The following is a 17,346-nucleotide window of genomic DNA, read 5'->3' as shown; positions in this document are numbered from 1 at the left end:
GTTTTGGCTTTGCCGCGGGCCGGGCGGATAATGGGCGATCGCCCTTTGTCCCCCTGGCTCGCCATGTCCGTGCGTCCTGCCCCTCTTTTTGCCCCGCTGACCGCCCGCGCCCTGGTGCTGGCGGTACTGGCGATGGGCGCGGTGGTGCTGCTGTCCAACGTACTGGTGCAGTACCCGATCAACGACTGGCTGACCTGGGGTGCCTTCAGCTATCCGGTCGCGTTCCTGGTCAGCAACCTGATCAACCGCCGCTTCGGCCCGGGCCCGGCGCGCCGCGTGGCGTGGATCGGCTTCCTGGTGGCGGTGGTGTTGTCGGTGTGGGTGGCCACGCCGCGCATCGCCATTGCCTCGTGCTCGGCCTTCATCGTGGCGCAGCTGCTGGACATCACCGTGTTCGACCGCCTGCGTCGTGGCAGCTGGTGGCGCGCACCGATGGTGGCCACCACCTGCAGCGCGACGGTGGATACCACCATTTTCTGGTCGATCGCGTTTGCCGGTTCCGCCCTGCCGTGGGTGAGCTGGGCAGCGGGCGACCTGGCGGTGAAGCTGGCGATCGGCGTGTGCCTGCTGGCCCCGTTCCGCGCGTTGTTGTGGAAGATGGCGCCGCTGCGGGCCACCAGCTGACCGCACATGCTTTGGTAGGTGCCGACCGTTGGTCGGCGCGCCCTGCAGAACTCATCGCTGCCGACAGATTGTGCCGACCAACGGTCGGCACCTGCCAGGAGCGGGCATCGCAGGGCCATTGATTCGGTGGGTGCCGACCGTTGGTCGGCACGCCCTGCAGAACTCATTGCTGCCGACAGATTGTGCCGACCAACGGTCGGCACCTGCCAGGAGCGGGCATCGCAGGGCCATTGATTCGGTGGGTGCCGACCGTTGGTCGGCACGCCCTGCAGAACTCATCGCTGCCGACAGATTGTGCCGACCAACGGTCGGCACCTACCAGGAGCGGGCATCGCAGGGCCATTGATTCGGTGGGTGCCGACCGTGGGTCGGCACGCCCTGCAGAACTCATCGCTGCCGACAGATTGTGCCGACCAACGGTCGGCACCTACCAGAAGCAGGCATCGCAGGGCCATTGATCCGGTGGGTGCCGACCGTGGGTCGGCACGCCCTGCAGAACTCATCGCTGCCGACAGATTGTGCCGACCAACGGTCGGCACCTACCAGAAGCGGGCCATCTCAGGGCCATTGATCCGGTGGGTGCCGACCAACGGTCCGCACCCACCCAAAGTGGTTGCAGCATTTGCCCCCGCTCAGGCGAACGGCAGCTCCGCGGCTCTGCACGCTGCCGTAATCGCGGCACACGCCTCTTCAATCGCAGGCGTGGTCGGCGCCAACCGCGGGCGCCGGTCCAGCGTGCAGGCCAGGCCTACGTCCAGCAGCGTGGCATGTGCCCCATGCAGTGCATGCGCGGTGGCATCGGGAAGGAAACCGGCCACCGCCAACGCATCGATCAACGACGGTGTATCGCGCGGCTGCAGCAGCACCGCATGCTGCGCACTGCGCGCCAGCACGCCGGTCTGCAGCAGGAACTCCAGGTCCACCACGCCGCCGGCACCCTGCTTCAGGTCCAGTCGTGCGGCATCGCTGCGGTCCAGTTCGGTGCGCATGCGGCCGCGCATCTTCAGCACGTCCGCATACAGCACACCCGTGTCGCGCTCACGCCCAAGCGTTTGTGCACGCACCTGCTCGAAGTCGGCCAGCAAGCTCGCATCGCCGGCCACGCCGCGTGCGCGCACCAGGGCTTGGTGTTCCCAGGTCCATGCGCGTTCGCGCTGGTATTCGGTGTAGCTGGCCAGCGAAGACACCAGCGAACCCTTGCCACCGTCCGGGCGCAGGCGCACATCGATGTCGTACAGGCGGCCGGCGGCGGTAACCGCGCCGAGCAGGGCCATCACTTTCTGCGCCAGGCGTGCATACCAGCGGCCCGGCTCCAGCGGGCGCGCGCCATCACTGGCATCCACGCCGGCCGGGTTGTCATGCAGGAATACCAGGTCCAGATCGGAACCGAAGCCCAGTTCAAGCCCACCCAGGCTGCCGTAGCCGATGATCGCGAAACGTCCGCCGGGAATTCCGCCGTGTGCGGCATGCATGTCCGCTTCGGCCATCGCCAGCACGGTGACCACCACCGCCTGCGCCAGCTCGGCCAGTTGCCGGGTGCTGTCCACCGCGCCCTGGCGGCCATCCAGCGTGGCCATCGCCATGCGGAAGCTGAGCGCCAGCCGCGTCTCGTTGAGCCAGCGCAGCGCGGATTCGGGATCCTCCACCGCCAACACCTGCTGGCACTCGGCCAGCATGCCGGCGGCATCCGGCATCGGCCCGGACACGCGTACGTCCAGCAGTTCGTCCAACAGCAGCGGATACGCCGCCAGGCGCTCGGCCAGCAGCGCGCTGCGCGCCAGCACATCCACCAGCCGCGCCAGCGCACTGGGCTGCTCGTCCAGCAGCGCGAGATAGCTGGTCCGTCGCAGCACCGCCTGCAGCAGGCCAAGCACACGCTTGAGCGCGGCGTCGGGTTGTGGCGAGCGCGTGGCCGCATGCAGCAGTGCCGGCAGCACGCGATCCAGCCGCGCACGCGCCGCATCGGACAAGGACTTCACGCCGGTGCCCTGGGCGAAATCGCGCAGCGACTGGTCAGCGCCGTTGGCATCGAGGAACCCGGCTTCAGCCAGCAGTGGTGCGTTGCTGCCTTCGGGCAGGCTGCGCCAGTAGTTGGCCAGCGCGTCGGGCGCGGCCTGGCCCTTGCGCGGCGCCAGCAGCGCGGCGAATTCAGTACTGACCCGCTGCTGCTGTTCGGCCAACGCCGCGCGCAGCACGTCCCAGTCCGCATAGCCGAGGCCGACGGCGATGCGCTCGCGGTCCAGCGCGTCGCTGGGCAGTACGTGGGTCTGCGCGTCGCGCAGCATCTGCAGGCGGTTCTCCAGCCGGCGCAGGAACAGGTAAGCCTCGCGCAGTGCACTGCCATCCTCGGGCGCGATCTGTCCGGCGGCGACCAGTGCATCCAGCGCCACCAGCAGGCGACGCTCGCGCAGTGCCGGTTCACGGCCACCGCGGATCAGCTGCAACGCCTGGCACAGGAATTCGATTTCGCGGATGCCACCGGCGCCACGCTTGATGTCCTCGTGCAACTCGCGGCGCGCGACCTCGGCGGTGATCGCCGCCTTCATTTCGCGCAGGCCATCGAGCGCGGTGAAATCGAGGTAGCGGCGGTACACGAACGGGCGCAGGGTCTGCAGCCACGCTTCACCGGCGGCGATATCGCCGGCTACCGCGCGCGCCTTCAGCCACGCGTAGCGTTCCCAGTCGCGGCCTTCGCGCTGGAAATACTGGTCCATCGCCGCGAACGACAGCGCGACGCGGCCGGCGCTGCCGAATGGGCGCAGGCGCAGGTCGACACGGTGGCTGAAGCCATCGACGGTGGTTTCGTCCAGCAGCTTGGCCAGGCGCTGGCCGAGGCGGGCGAAGTACTCTTCGGCGGCCAGCGCGCGCGGGCCATCGGATTCGCCGCCGTGCGGATAGGCGTAGACCAGATCGATATCGGAACTGAAGTTGAGCTCGCCGCCGCCCAGCTTGCCGAGGCCGAACACGACCAGCTGCTGCGGCGTGCCTTGGTCATCGGCGATGACGCCATGGCGCTGGGCGAATTCCTGCTGCAGGGCCTCCAGCGCCAGCCGCAGGCAGTCTTCGGCCAAGGTGGTGGCGCCGGCCAGGGTCTGCGCCACGTCGTCCAGCCCGGCAAGGTCGCGCCAGATCAGCCGTGTGGACATCGCCGCACGCCAGCGCCGCAGCTGTGCCGGCCAGTCGCTGGGCTGCAGTGGGTCGAGCACCGGCGCCGGGATCGGCGGGCAGCCGGGCGTGGCCAGCTGCGCCAGCAGCGCGGGTTGACGCACCAGGGTGTCCAGCGCGAAGTCGCTGGCCACCGCCAGCCGGGTCAGCAACGGCAGCAGGTCGGCCGGGATGGGCTCGGGCAGGACCTGGGCCAGGCGCGCCAGGGCGCGGTCGACAAGAGGCTGCAGGGAGGCGGGCAGATCAGCGGGGGCGAGGGTCATGGGCTGATTGTATCGACCCGGTCGGGACGCAACGGACCCGGTAGTGCCGGCCGCTGGCCGGCAACCCCGGTAACCTTCGGCAGCATCATCGGATCTGCCGGCCAGCGGCCGGCACTACCAAGTCAACGGATCTGCCGGTTAGCGGCCGGCATTACCAACAATGGAGGCCGCGTATTCATACTGGGCGACAGGCAATAAAAAAGCCCGCTTGCAGCGAACTGCCAGCGGGCTCTGCTCCCTCCCCCACGTCGGGATGCAGGGCCATCGTGCGGGCTGCGAAAGCACTTTGCACGCTGCACTGCAAAACAAAACCGACGGGTTTGGGTGAGCCCCTGGGGAAAAGCCATTCCACGAAGGTAGAACCCCCCGTACGGATGAGGATGGCCGATAATCGGAATTCCCCCCAGCAACACGTGTCGTCATGTCTGTTGATCGCATCGCCAACGCGCGTCTCCGTGACCGCGTGGTCTCCGCAGAGGCCGCAGCCGCGCTGATCCAGCCCGGTGAAACCGTGGCCATGAGCGGCTTTACCGGCTCCGGGTATCCCAAGGCCGTTCCCGTCGAACTGGCCCGCCGCATTGAAGCGGTGCATGCCCAGGGCAACCCTTTCCAGATCAAGCTGATGACCGGCGCCTCCACCGCGCCGGAACTCGATGGCGCGCTGGCCAAGGCCGATGGCATCGCCATGCGCATGCCGTTCCAGAGCGACCCGGATGCGCGCAACCGCATCAACGAGGGCAAGCTGGATTACATCGACATCCACCTCAGCCACGTTGCCCAGCACGTGTGGTTCGGCTTCTACGGCGAGATCGATACCGCCGTGATCGAAGTCTCGGCCATCCGCGAGGATGGCTCGCTGGTGCCCTCCACCTCGGTCGGCAACAACAAGACCTGGCTGGACCTGGCGAAGAAGGTGATCGTCGAGGTCAACGAATGGCAGCCGGCCGGCGTCGACGGCATGCATGACATCTACTACGGCACCGCGCTGCCGCCGCACCGCAAACCGATTCCGCTGGTGAACGCCAACGACCGCATCGGCGACACCGCGCTGCGCTGCGACCCGGACAAGATCGTGGCCGTGGTACGCACCAACGGCCCGGACCGCAACAGCCCGTTCAGCCCGATCGATGCGACCAGCGAACAGATCGCCTCGCACCTGATCGAGTTCCTCAAGCATGAGGTGAAGAAGGGCCGCCTGCCGCCGAACCTGCTGCCGCTGCAGTCGGGCGTGGGCAACATTCCCAACGCGGTGCTGGCCGGCCTGGCCAAGAGCGGTTTCCGCGACCTGGCCGCGTTCACCGAAGTGATCCAGGACGGCATGCTCGACCTGCTGCGCGACGGCGTGCTGAGCTATGCCTCGTGCACGGGTTTCGCGCTGAGCCCGCAGGCCAACGAGACGTTCAAGGAGAACATCGATTTCTACCGCGAGCGCATCATCATGCGCACGCAGGAAATCTCCAACCATCCGGAACTGGTGCGCCGCCTGGGCTGCATCGGCATGAACGGCATGATCGAGGTGGACATCTACGGCAACGTCAATTCGACGCACGTGATGGGCACGCGGATCATGAACGGCATCGGCGGTTCCGGCGACTTCGCCCGCAACGGTTTCCTGTCGGCGTTCCTGAGCCCGTCCACCGCGAAGAACGGCACCATTTCGGCGATCGTGCCGATGGCCAGCCATGTCGACCACACCGAGCACGACGTGTCGGTGATCGTCACCGAACAGGGCCTGGCCGACCTGCGTGGCCTGACCCCGCGCAAGCGCGCGCAGGTGCTGATCGACAACTGCGCGCATCCGGATTTCCGTCCGCAGCTGCAGGATTACTTCGACCGCGCCAGCCGCGAGAGCTACGGCAAGCACACCCCGCACCTGCTGCCGGAAGCGCTGTCGTGGCACCAGCGTTGGCTGGATACCGGAACGATGAAGGGCTGATTGCGTTGGGGGTCAGAGCCCTTTTCTACCAAAAGGGGATCTGACCCCGATCATGCGCAACGTCGGGGTCGGATCCCTTTCCACAGGAAAGGGCTCTGACCCCAGCTACGGAATCGGGTAGTGCCGGCCGCTGGCCGGCTTCCCCAACAGCCGGCCAGCGGCCGGCTCTACCTTCACGCGATGCGCAGGCTCGCTAGCGATTCGGCCTGCAGCCGCTCGTAGATCTCGAACTCGTCATTCACCGCCACGCCCAGCGCCTGCTCAAAGGCCTCGCGGTTGGCATGTGCGGCATAGGCGCGCTGTTCTTCACCACCCAGGTTCGACTGGAAGATGCCCGCGGCACTGACCGGCAGGAAATCCTCATAGACGATCGGGTCGGCCGTGGCCAGGCCGGCGGCCACGAGCACTTCAGCCGGCAGATCCGCCACGCGCTCGGGCGCGGCACGGCCGGCGTCGGTCAGCTGGTAGCGGTAATAGCCCAGTCCTTCCTGGCGCAGCGTGTCATGGTCATCCGGGAAGCTGGCGAACACCGCCTGCAGGCGCTGGCCGTAGTCGCCGCCGGTGCTGCCTTCGCCACCGGCATCGCGGGCCTGGGACAACAGCTGGTCGTACAGCGCGCGGCCCTTCGGGGTAAGCGCAAGGCCGCGCTGTTCGATCTCGCCGAAGCGCGCGGTATGGGTGCCGGCATCGCCGCCTTCGCCGCCCGGGAAATGCACGGCCTCTTCCAGTGCCTTGAAGCTGGTCTGGCGCAGCAGGATCGGGCAGGCGCGGCGCGGCGGGCCCTCGATCACCGCCTTGGCCGCCATGCCGTGTTCGATCATCGCCGCCTGCGCAGCGTCGATGTCCAGCGTGCGCGGTGTCAGGTGATTGATGTGCGGGCCACGGAAACTGACCACGTCGGCCACCAGGCGGTGCGCGTTGTGCAGCGCGTGGTAGGTCGGCAGGTCGACCGTGGCATCGCCGTGCCAGCGGAAGGTTTCCAGTGCTTCCTCGACGAAGCGCTCGGCATCGGCCTGCGCCAGGCCACCGTCACGCTCGGCCTGGTCGATCAGCGCCAGCGCGCCGTCGGTGAAGATGCGGCGGCGCGCAAGGATTTTCGCCGATTCGGCACGCAGCGCTTCGTCTTCGATCAGCTCCAGGCGCAGCAGCGAGGTGAACACGCGGAACGGATTCTGCGCCAGCGCCGCGCCGGTGAGCGGGCGGAACGCGGTGGAATGCACCGGCACGCCCGCGACCGACAGGTCGTAGTAGCCGACCGGGTACATGCCCATCACGGCGAACAGGCGGCGCAGCGTGGCCAGTTCCTGCACGGTGCCGACGCGGATCGCGCCGTGGCGCTCTTCATCCAGGCGTGCGCGCTCGTCGTTGCGCTGCAGCTGCGCGGCCAGCGCCGGATCCTGCTCCAGCACCTGCGCGTTGATCCGCTCCACCAGTTCCACCAGCGTGCCGTACAGCGGCACTTCGGTGCGGTACATGCGGGACATGGCCTGTGCGAACAGGCGGCGGATCACATCAGGCGAAACCAAAGAGGCGCTCATCAGTCACTCGATTACGGGAACGGGGGAACAGCTCGGACCCGTATTGTCGCCGGAGCGCGCGGTGGCGGCGATATGCAGAGCAACATGAAACAAACCGGTAGTGCCGGCCGCTGGCCGGCAATCTCCGGATGCCTGGAAGGGTGCAATTGCCGGCCAGCGGCCGGCACTACCGCTTGAGCTGGCGCTTCAGGGTGGCATCCAGGGTGATCGGCCGGTCCCAGTGCTGGTAGCTGGCCACGATGGCGTGGCGCACGGCACGGTAATGCAGGTTGTCCGGCTTGGTGGGCATCCGCTTCACCACCGCTTCCCAGCCGCCGTCCGGGTCCTGGCTGAAGGCGCGCACGCTGTCGCGGCAGGTCTGGCCACTGGCCTTGGCCCAGAAGCAGGCGAAATAGATGTCCCCGGCCTGCCAGCCATGGGTGGTGAACAGCGCGCTGATGTAGCCACGGGGCACGTCGGCATAGCGCGATACCTCATCGAGAAAGGCATCCGGGTAGCGTTCGGCGTAATGGTTGATGTCCTGCAGCTGGGCATCAACCCAGCTGTCGCCGGTTGCCACCTCATACGCAGCCGAACGCTCGGCGGTCTGCTGGGCCAGCACGGTGGCCGGCGCCAGCAGCAGGGACAACAGCAACACGCGCAGTCGGTAATTCATGCCCCGATTCTGCCGCAGCCGCCGGGCCCTGTCAGGCCGCCGCAGCGGCCTTGGCTTCGATCGCCGCCAGTGCGGCCGGCCAGTCGTGGGCGGTATCGGCGGTGACCATGCGCGGTTCATCATCGGCCACGCCGTGCTGGGTCTCGTGGGCCCAGGTCACTGCGTACGGGGTATGCACGCCCCAGCCACCCAGGGTAACCACCGGCTCGATGTCCGAACGCAGCGAGTTGCCGACCATCACGAAGCGCTGCATGGGCAGATCGAATTCGGCCAGCACGCGGGCGTAGGTTTCCGGGTCCTTCTCCGAGACGATCTCGATGCGCGGGAACAGCTCGCCCAGGTTGGCGACCTTGATCTTCGCTTCCTGGTGGAACAGGTCGCCCTTGGTGATCAGCACCACCGGGTAGTGCTCGGCGATGGCCGCCACCGCTTCGCGCACACCGTCGATCAGTTCGACCGGGTGGCGCAGGGTGTCGTGGCCGATATCCAGGATGCGCTGGATGTCCTTCGCTTCGATGCGCTGCCCGGTGATGTCGATGGCCGCTTCGATCATCGACAGCGTCATGCTCTTCACGCCGTAGCCGAAGGTGCCCAAGTGGCGCTGCTGCACTTCCAGCAGGTGGCGCGCGGTCTGGGTGTCGTGCACGTCGACGTAGCGCGACAGCAGGTCAAGGTAGTCCTGCTCGGCCTTGCGGTAGTAGTCCTCGCTCTTCCACAGCGTATCGTCACCGTCAAAACCGACCAGGCCGATGGCGCGCGACGGCGCAGGCGTGGAGGTGTTCATCGCGCAAGGATACAGGGGCCGTGGTGACGAAAAAAACCCGGGCGGCCGAAGCCGCCCGGGTTCCCATACGCCCCGATACAGGTCTTACCTGCCCTGCGCACCCTGCGCTGCGCCGCCGGCGCCGGCCTGCTGGGCGGCCACATAGGCCTTGTACTCATCGGCGCTCAGCTCGCCGTCCTTGTTGGTATCAGCCTGGTCGAACACCTGGGCCAGGCCCGCGTTCACCTGCGCCTCGGTCTTGCTGATGGTGCCGTTGCCATCGGTATCGATGCTGGCCCAGGTCTGGCCACCGCCGTTGGCCTGCGCCGATGCGGCTGCGGCAGCGTTGGTCGCCTGGTCGGCGGCCTGGCCGGCCTGTGCAGCCGCCTGCTGGGCCTGTGCGGCCTCGTTCTGCGCATGCGCCGCCTGCTGCTTGGCCGACTGGGCCATCGCCGGAATGGCCAGCACGCTGCCAGCGGCGACGATCAGGGCGATCAGGGGCTTGCGGTTGCGAATAGTCATCAGGGGTGTCTCCTGCCAATTGGGTGGTGTTGCGCGGCGTGTTGTCTCCGCACGGCACCTACCCTGCCACCCCGTTTCTGAATCGATTTTGCCCCGCGACCCGCGTCAACACGCACCATTAACCACTCGCCCCCGCGCATGCATTAGCACGGTGGTTAGCAGCAAGTGAGCAGCTCATAAGATGCGCATTCAGCGCTGCCGGATTTAACCGGCAACCAACGAAAAACCTGCGTCAGTCGACGGTTTTTTCCGATGACCGCGAACTGAACAACACCCACCCCAGCGCAACACCGGCGAGCGCACCGGCGATTTCCAGCACCACGCGGCTGCCGAGTTCGTTCGGATCGTGGATGGTGGCCAGGAACAGGCGCGCGTACAGCGGCGACTCCAGCCGCACGATGCCCATGTAGAACAGCTTCCATGCATCGATGCCGGCGGAGATGATCACGGCGATGACACAGGACCACCCGATCGCGTGACCCGCGGTCCAGTGCAGGAGCCGGCACAGCTGCGACCACAGGAAGTACACCAGCAGCCCGACCAGCAGGGCGATGGCGCCGGCTTCCAGGGTACCGAGCAGGCCGAAGTGCAGGGGAAGGTTCATCGGGTGGGCAGGGATGAAGAGGCGGCCAGTGTAAGGGATCTGCCCCGGCCCCAATCCGGTAGCCCCAGTAGATCCACGCCATGCGTGGATGAATCTCCATCGAGATCGAGTATCTCGACGATTGAACAAGAAGCAGCCGACGAACAAAGAGCAGCCGAGCATGGACTCGGCTCTACAACGGACCGCGCGGGAAACTGTCAGAGGCTGGGCGGCGCCGGAGTGCGGGGTGTCAGCCGCATGGATGCGGCTGCCAAGCCTCCATGGACGGATTTACGGCGTCCCCGCACTCCGGCACCGCCAAGCCATCCCACGGAATGCACGCTGTTGCTGTTGCGTCTGATGTTGCCGGCCAGCGGCCGGCACTACCGCGGGTGCAGGGCGCAGCCCTGCCGATACCCCTACCGTACCGGGACGTCGTACGCGGTGCCGGGATCCGGTTCGGGCTGCAGGGTGTAGTGCCACCACTCCTGCGGATAGTTGACGAAGCCGTGGCGTGCCATCGCCTGCACCAGCTGCTGGCGGTTCGCCTGCTGCACAGTGCTCAGCCCGCTCGTCCGGGTATGCGCGCGCGGGCCAAAGAAATCGAAGTCGGTACCCATGTCCAGCGGCGTGCAGGCGCCAGTGCGGCAATCCAGCAGGCCAAGATCAACCGTGGCGCCACGACTATGGCCAGAACGCTCGGCGATGTAGCCGTCGGCCAGCAGCCGTGGCTTGTCCAGGTCCGGGTACTGCTGTGCCTTGCGCGAGAGTTCGCGCGGATCGTTCACCCAGGCCATGAAGGCCTGCACCGAGCGCACCGGCCGGTAGCAGTCGTAGAGGCGCAGGCCAAATCCCTGCGCGCGCAGATCCTGTTCCACCAGCGCCAGCGCTTTCGCCACGGGCGCCAGCAGGTAGCAGGATGGCGCCTCATAGCCGGGCACGCGCGCGCCGGTGAAGTTGTTGGCATTGGCGTATCGGATGTCCATGTCGATGCCTGGCGACAATGTGCGGATTTCCACCAATCCGGCGCTGGCCGCATCGGTGGCCGGCGAAACGCGCGGTGGCTCAGCGGCGTCGGCGGTCGCCGCCAGGGCAGTCGCCAGTACGAGTGAAATGCAGGTCCTGGAAGTCATAGCTGAAGTCGATGTCCGGATCGATGGCACGCAGGTCCAGTGTCGGTGCCGGGCCCTCGCCCGGCTGCAGCCACGCCTGCGCCTCGTCACCCAGCGTATCCCAGCGCAGCAGCCAGCGCCCCTGCAGTTGCAGCACGGCCGCTTGCAGCCTGGGCGACTTGTCCACGCTGAAGCGCAGGCCATCCTTGCCCAGGCACAGCGAAGCCGGGCCCAGCCAGGGGTCGGAGTAGCGGCCCTGCCAACGCGGCAGGTCATTGCCGCGTGCCGGCTGTGCGGCGGTGGTCGCTGGCCGTTGATGGCCAGATGCTGCCTGCGCTGCCCGGTCAGCCTTCAGTTCGGCCAGGTACTCCATCGCAGGGCGCGCATCGTCTGGTGCGGTGAAGCGCTTCAGCGTGGCCTGCATCAGCGCCGTGCGTGCATCCTCGCCTTCGCCGTTGATCAGCATCACCACGCCGACCCTGCGGTCAGGAAGCAATGCCAGCGACGAGTACATGCCCGACAACGTGCCGGTATGCGCCACCTTCCACTGCCCGTCCATGTCCGACACCCGCCAGCCATATCCATAACCGTAGAAATGCGCGTTGTCCCAGCGCCGCTGGCGTTCACCCAACGGCATTGGCATGTGCAGAGTCCACAGCGTGCGCCGCTGCTCGCTGCCCAGCCAATCCGGCACCAGCGCGGGATCGAGCAAGACCTGCATCCAGCGTGTCATGTCGCGCAGCGAACAACGGATGCCTCCCGCCGCCATCGAGGGCAGGTCCGGGCTGATCGCAGCATCGGCGTTCGCCACCTCGTTGCGTTCACCACGCCAGGCATGCGGCTGTGCCACGTTGCCCACGCGTTTCACCGACCACGCACCCACCTGGCAGCGCGTCATGCCCAGTGGTTCGAACACCTGCTCGCGCATCAGCTGGTCATACGGCTTGCCACCCGCTGCCGCCGCCACCTCGCCGGCCACCACATACATCAGGTTGTCGTAGGCATAGTGGCTGCGGAAGCTGCTGACCGGTTTCAGGTGCGCCAGCCCTGCAATGATGTCGGCGCGGGTGAACGCGTTCGGCTCCGGCCACAGCATCAGGTCCCCGGCGCCCAGGCCAAGGCCACTGTTGTGGATCAGCAGGTCGCGCACCTGCATCTGCGCGCCCACCCACGCATCGTGCATGCGGAAGCCCGGCAGATGCCGCTGCACCGGATCATCCCAGCGCAGCGTGCCCTGCTGCACCAACCGCGCCAGCAGTGCGGCGGTCATCGCCTTGCTGTTGGAGGCGATCTTGAACAGCGTGTCCTCGTCGATGCGGCCGCCATCGCCGCGCGCCCCCTCTGCATGGCGATGGACCACCTGTCCGTTCTCGACCACCGCCAACGCCAGCCCAGGCAGATGCTCGGCCCGGACCACGGTCGCGATGTCGGCCTCGATGGCTGCACTGTCGACCGACGAAGCGGACGGTGCGGCCAGTGCCGCCGCGAGGATCAGCAGGTGGTGCATGCGGGCAGCCCCTCCATTGCCCGCGCCGTCACGGTGGACGGCGCGGATCGTGGCCTCAGAAGTTCCAGGTCACCACCAGCTGGGTGTAGCGCGGTGCCTGCCAGCGCGTACCGGTAGCGAACGTCGCCTCGCGATACTGGCCGGGCTGCGCCTCGTAGCGCTGGTGCACGTTGATGGTCTTCTGGTTGTTGAACAGGTTGTACACCGACAACCGGGCGCTGAGGTCGATGCCCTCCACCGGCAGGCGCCAGGTCACGTTGGCGCCCATGGTCCAGGTCCACGGCAGGCGACCAAACGCGCCGCGCGGGCTGTACTCGAACTGGCGCTGGTTGTACGGGCCCGAACAGTTGGCCACGCACAGCCAACCGGTGCCACCACCACTGCCTTCACTGGACGTGCTGCCACCGGCGATGGAGTCGTTCGGCCACATCACGCCGTAGGCGGTGATCGGGCCACCGGACTGCACCTGCAGCGTGGTGCCGAACGACCACTGCTTGTTCAGCGCATACGCGGCACGCAGCTTGAACTGATGGCGGAAATCGTTGAACAGAACACCATAGCGTTCATTGGTGGCCGGGTGGTCCCAGAACTGCACCATGCCGGTGTCGCCGTAGTTGGTATCGGAGTTTACCGGGCCTTCGAAGTTGCCCTCGCTCTTGGACCACAGATAGGACGCGTTGAACATCCACTTCTCGTCCCACGCACGGTCGATCTGGAACTCCAGCGCCTTGTAGGTGCGCTTGGGCTTGGAGTAACCGATAACCTCGCCACTGCCGCCCTTTCGATAGCCGCTGTTGGCGGTGTCGATGGTGATCCAGCCTTCGTTGGCGCAACCGATGCTCTTGTCGCCCCAGATCGTCAGGCTCTCGCCCGGGTTGGCGATCGGCCACAGCGTGCTGGGGGTCGGGCCGCACGGGGTGTAGTTGATGCGGATGTCATCCAGCGCGCGGGTCATGCGCCGGTAGGTGGCATTGACGCCCCACGACCAGGCCTGGTTGATCATGTTCTGGAAGCCCAGGATGTATTCGTCCTGGTAGACCGCCTTCAGATCGCGGTCCACGCTCTGGCGCAGGTCGGCACCGCCGGTGTTCATGCGGGTGTCGGTCGGCCCGATCTGCTGGCCAACAATCGGTGCCATGTACGGCGAACCGGTCGGCGAGGTTTTCTGCTCCCAGCCGTTCAGCACGTAATAGCTGTATTCGTCGGTCAGGCCACCGGCAAAGTTCACGTTGATGTTGTTGGTGACCGGCAGGTAGTAACGGCCGGCGTTGCCGAACAGCTTGGTGCTGCCATCACCGCGCATGTCCCACGAGAAACCGACGCGTGGCGCGATCAGGTCGTCCATCTTGATGAACGCCTTGCCGGCGGCGGTGCGGTTCTCGAAGCGGTCCCAGCGCACGCCGAGGTTCAGCATCAGGTTCGGGGTGATGTTCCAGATGTCTTCCAGGTAGAAGGCATTGGCCTCGGTCTCGAAGGTGCCGCCGGAGCGGCGGTTGCGAGCGCGCAGCATCTCGGTGACGCCAGCCGGTACGTAGGCGTTGGCGCCATCCCACACTTCATCGCCGGGGCGCGCCACGTAGGCGGTGTAGCTCAGCTCGGTCGGCCCTGGGTAACGGGTGGACTGCTTGGTGGTCATCAGTTCGCGGTCGACACCGAAGCGCAGCAGGTGATCACCGAGCTGCCATTCGAAATCCAGGCGCGCGACATCGCGGGTGTCATCGCGCTCGGCCACCGCCGCGCCGGTCGGGTGGCAGCCCGCGCGCAGCCCCTGCAGCTTGCCCAGCCGCGGGCCGTAGGTGCTGTCGGTGAACACCGGGCTGCAGGCCTGGTCCAGCGACGAATTGGTGAAGGCACGCTGCTTGTTCTGGCCGACCATGGCGCGCGCGGTGAAATTCTGGCCGAAGTGGCCGGTGTAGGTGGCCGACCAGTTGCGGCCGCCGGTCTCGGTGACCGAGTCGCCGCCCCAGGAACCGATCCGGTCCGCATTCCAGTTGTAGCCGTACGACGCGTTGGTGACATCGCCCTCGTCGGAGAACGCCAGCAGCGCCAGGCTGTGGTTGTCGTTGATGTTCCAGTCCAGCTTGGTGCCCCAGAAGCCGTTGCCGGAGTCGTTCTTGAACCAGGTACTGCCATCGGACGAGGTGTTGTGGCCCTTGTCGCTGCGGTCCTCGTACATCGCGAACAGGAACAGCTTGTCCATGACGATCGGCCCCGAACCCCAGACGTTGGTCTTCAGGAAGGAGTTGTTGTCGCGGCTTCCGTAGGAATGCGGGGTGCCGTCGCGGTGGAAATGATCGCCGCCACTGGCGCGCCACGCACTGGGCTCGGCGGTGACTTCAACGCCGCCTTCGAATTCGTTGCTGCCCGAACGGGTCACTGCATTGATCACGCCACCGGTGGAGCGGCCGAACTCGACCGAGTAGCCACCGGTCTTGACCTGGAATTCCTTGAAGAAGGCGAACGGCGCGGTGCTGAAGCCACGACGGGTATACATGTCGGTGACATTCAGGCCGTTGATGAAGACCGCATTCTCGGCCACCGATGAACCGGCGAACGACAGGCCTCCGAATGACGAGTTGCCGCCGACCACGCCCGGCGCCAACAGCGCGACCGCGGACAGATCCTGCGCTACCGGCAGCCGCGAGATCTCCTGGCGGTTGATGTTGAACGAGGTTTCGGTGGAGTACACATCCACGCGGTTGACCACGCGGGTGCCAACCACCTGCAGTGCATCCAGGTTGGTGACACCGCCGCCGCTGCCCAGGTTGACCGTGGTGGTACCGCCGACGGCAACGCTCACCGATACCTGGTCGCCCAGCTTCTGGCCATCGCGGCTGAGCTGCAGCTGGTAGTCACCCACCGGCAGCTGGCCGAGGCGGTAGCTGCCATCGGCGCCTACGGTGACGGTACGGGTCAGGCCGGTGCTGCTGCTGACCACGGTCACCTGGTCACCGGCGGTTGCACGGCCGGCGACTGCACCGCTCACGTTCTGTGCCATCGCGATGCCGGGCAGCACTACGCCCAGACACGCCCCGAGGGCGACGCACAACGCCGCCCGCTTGATGCTGTAAGCCTTCATCCCCTGCTCTCTCCTGCAAGAATTGAATGGTGTGGAATGCGATGTGTCGCGCTAGCGTTGCCTGGCTGGCAGTACCCGCCACTGGAAGTCGTAGCTCCATTGGTCGAAGTACAGGTTGCCGCCTGCCCACTCGGCCTCGCCGCGCTGCGAGTCGACCGTTTCCGAGCGGAAGTGCTGCTTGGCCGGCACGAAGGGCTGGCCGAAATCGTCGTTGAAAGCAATGCGGTAGCCGTCGAGGCCACCCAGATAGAAATCGCGCAGTGCAGGCACATCGCTGGCAAGCGCGCCGGTGGTCACGTCCATCGGCAGCCAGCCGTATGGCGCCAGGTAAACCTGTCCCCAGTCATGCAGGTTGTTGTAGCCGCTGCCATCGTCGGAGAACACCATGCCCGACTGCCAGCGTGCAGGAATGCCGTTCATGCGCAGCAGCGCAATCAGCAGCAGGGTCTGCTGGCCACAGTCGGCATGGCCGGCGCGCAGCCCGTAATCGCTGATGTTGCTGAGCGTCGAGTATTCGCGCGCACCGGCCCATGGAATGCGGTCCACGGCAGCAAACAGCTTGCGCACCACTTCATAGGGGCGCGTCTCGCCCTGCAGCACCTGGTCGGAGAACAGCTTCAGCGCCGGGGTGAAGCGCACATGCGGCAGCTGCTCGGCCAGATAGGGCTTCAATGCGGGATCATTCGGGGTGGCCTGCAACTTCGCGGGATCGATCGCGGTGTGTCGCGCGAAGACCGTTACCGCATAGCGGATCTCGAACCGGGTCGGCTTGCCGGCTACGGCTTTGGCTTCCAGATAGGCGGTGCGCTGCAGGGTACTGGCCGGTGCCACCCGTGCCTTGGCCGGGGCGCCGCCCAGCCACTGCACCTGTTCCTGCTGGCCGGGGATCTCGCGCGGGTATGGAATCCAGGCGCGTACGGTTTCGCCGGCTGGCACGGCGTCGGCCTTCACCGTGAGCGACTGGGTGAATTCAATGCGCTGCGGCAGCACCGACGCCTGACCACTCTGTTCGGCCGCGGCAAGCACGCGCGCGTGGTGCGCGTTGAGCACTTCGTTCGGGCCTGGCGGTGACATCGGTGCATCCGCGCGGCGGCGTGCGCGTGCTTCGTCACTGAGCAGGAACAGGTTCGACGGTGCACGCTTGAAATACCAACGCGTACCATCGATATCGAGATGCTCGATCAGGCCGAGTTGATCCCACCGCGCGAACTCCTCGTCGGTCAGGTCGGGAATCCAGCGGCGCACGGCCGCCTTGGCGGCGGTTTCGTCGAGGGAAAAATCCTGGCGGATGCGGCGCATGCGTTCTTCCTGGAACGCGATGTCGTCGAAACTGACGCCAGGCTCCGCCGCGTCGGCGGCCGACCAGGTGTTCAGTTCGCTGTGAGCTTCAAAGAACCGTCCCGCGTCGATCATCTGCACGACGCGCGCAAACTGGACGGCCGAGGGCGGCGGTTCCGCTCCCGCCGACCACACCCACAGCAGCAGCGCGGCACACAGGCCGGCAGCAGCAGGCAGACGCGGTTTGCGAACGGCAGACTCCACAGCGACACTTCCCCAGCGCGGGTGGTAACGGCTGTGTAACACGGGCCGGGATGCCGG

Annotated in this window: 12 protein-coding genes; 2 read left to right on the top strand and 10 right to left on the bottom strand. The window is 66.6% G+C overall.

All coding sequences use genetic code 11. The annotated features are described in order from the left end of the window. The first annotated feature begins 63 nt into the window (after nucleotides 1-63). Nucleotides 64-624: a queuosine precursor transporter gene (locus CKW06_RS02150; RefSeq protein ID WP_005412055.1), complete on the top strand. Its 561-nt coding sequence runs from the start codon at nucleotides 64-66 to the stop codon at nucleotides 622-624. A 632-nt stretch (nucleotides 625-1,256) separates the two neighbouring features. Here the strand turns inward: CKW06_RS02150 and glnE are convergent. Next, complete coding sequence (glnE, locus tag CKW06_RS02145) at nucleotides 1,257-4,052, bottom strand: bifunctional [glutamate--ammonia ligase]-adenylyl-L-tyrosine phosphorylase/[glutamate--ammonia-ligase] adenylyltransferase (protein WP_024957145.1); 2,796 nt, start codon at nucleotides 4,050-4,052, stop codon at nucleotides 1,257-1,259. Between the two features lie 421 nt (nucleotides 4,053-4,473). On the opposite strand from glnE, the gene scpC reads away from it, so the two are divergent. Further along, on the top strand, nucleotides 4,474-5,988 hold the full coding sequence (gene scpC / locus CKW06_RS02140) for a succinyl-CoA:acetate CoA-transferase ScpC (protein ID WP_005407828.1): 1,515 nt from the start codon (nucleotides 4,474-4,476) through the stop codon (nucleotides 5,986-5,988). Between the two features lie 173 nt (nucleotides 5,989-6,161). Here scpC and hglS read toward each other — a convergent pair whose 3' ends face one another. From hglS to CKW06_RS02095, 9 genes are all read right to left on the bottom strand, one after another. Next, nucleotides 6,162-7,526: a 2-oxoadipate dioxygenase/decarboxylase HglS gene (hglS, locus tag CKW06_RS02135; RefSeq protein WP_012478960.1), complete on the bottom strand. Its 1,365-nt coding sequence runs from the start codon at nucleotides 7,524-7,526 to the stop codon at nucleotides 6,162-6,164. A 166-nt stretch (nucleotides 7,527-7,692) separates the two neighbouring features. Continuing rightward, nucleotides 7,693-8,181 carry a hypothetical protein gene (locus tag CKW06_RS02130; protein ID WP_012478959.1) on the bottom strand — a complete coding sequence of 163 codons (489 nt, stop codon included), beginning with the start codon at nucleotides 8,179-8,181 and terminating at the stop codon, nucleotides 7,693-7,695. Nucleotides 8,182-8,212: 31 nt separating this feature from the next. After that, on the bottom strand, nucleotides 8,213-8,965 hold the full coding sequence (locus CKW06_RS02125; protein WP_012478958.1) for an HAD family hydrolase: 753 nt from the start codon (nucleotides 8,963-8,965) through the stop codon (nucleotides 8,213-8,215). Between the two features lie 84 nt (nucleotides 8,966-9,049). Next, nucleotides 9,050-9,466: an EF-hand domain-containing protein gene (locus CKW06_RS02120; RefSeq protein ID WP_005407824.1), complete on the bottom strand. Its 417-nt coding sequence runs from the start codon at nucleotides 9,464-9,466 to the stop codon at nucleotides 9,050-9,052. 232 nt (nucleotides 9,467-9,698) lie between these two features. Next, nucleotides 9,699-10,070 carry a hypothetical protein gene (locus CKW06_RS02115; protein ID WP_012478956.1) on the bottom strand — a complete coding sequence of 124 codons (372 nt, stop codon included), beginning with the start codon at nucleotides 10,068-10,070 and terminating at the stop codon, nucleotides 9,699-9,701. A gap of 398 nt (nucleotides 10,071-10,468) precedes the next feature. Beyond that, nucleotides 10,469-11,182 (bottom strand): M15 family metallopeptidase, encoded by a 714-nt coding sequence (locus CKW06_RS02110; RefSeq protein WP_032963637.1) that lies wholly within the window; start codon nucleotides 11,180-11,182, stop codon nucleotides 10,469-10,471. Next, nucleotides 11,115-12,668: a serine hydrolase domain-containing protein gene (locus tag CKW06_RS02105; RefSeq protein ID WP_024957147.1), complete on the bottom strand. Its 1,554-nt coding sequence runs from the start codon at nucleotides 12,666-12,668 to the stop codon at nucleotides 11,115-11,117. Before CKW06_RS02105 ends, CKW06_RS02110 begins: the two co-directional genes overlap by 68 nt. Before the next feature lie 55 nt (nucleotides 12,669-12,723). Next, entirely contained in the window at nucleotides 12,724-15,747 is a 3,024-nt protein-coding gene (locus CKW06_RS02100; protein ID WP_024957148.1) for a TonB-dependent receptor, read from the bottom strand. 51 nt (nucleotides 15,748-15,798) lie between these two features. Then, entirely contained in the window at nucleotides 15,799-17,289 is a 1,491-nt protein-coding gene (locus CKW06_RS02095) for a transglutaminase-like domain-containing protein (RefSeq protein WP_024957149.1), read from the bottom strand. Nucleotides 17,290-17,346 lie beyond the last annotated feature (57 nt).

The organism is Stenotrophomonas maltophilia, assembly GCF_900186865.1.
GTDB lineage: Bacteria > Pseudomonadota > Gammaproteobacteria > Xanthomonadales > Xanthomonadaceae > Stenotrophomonas > Stenotrophomonas maltophilia.
This window is presented reverse-complemented; position numbering and strand designations above follow the sequence as displayed.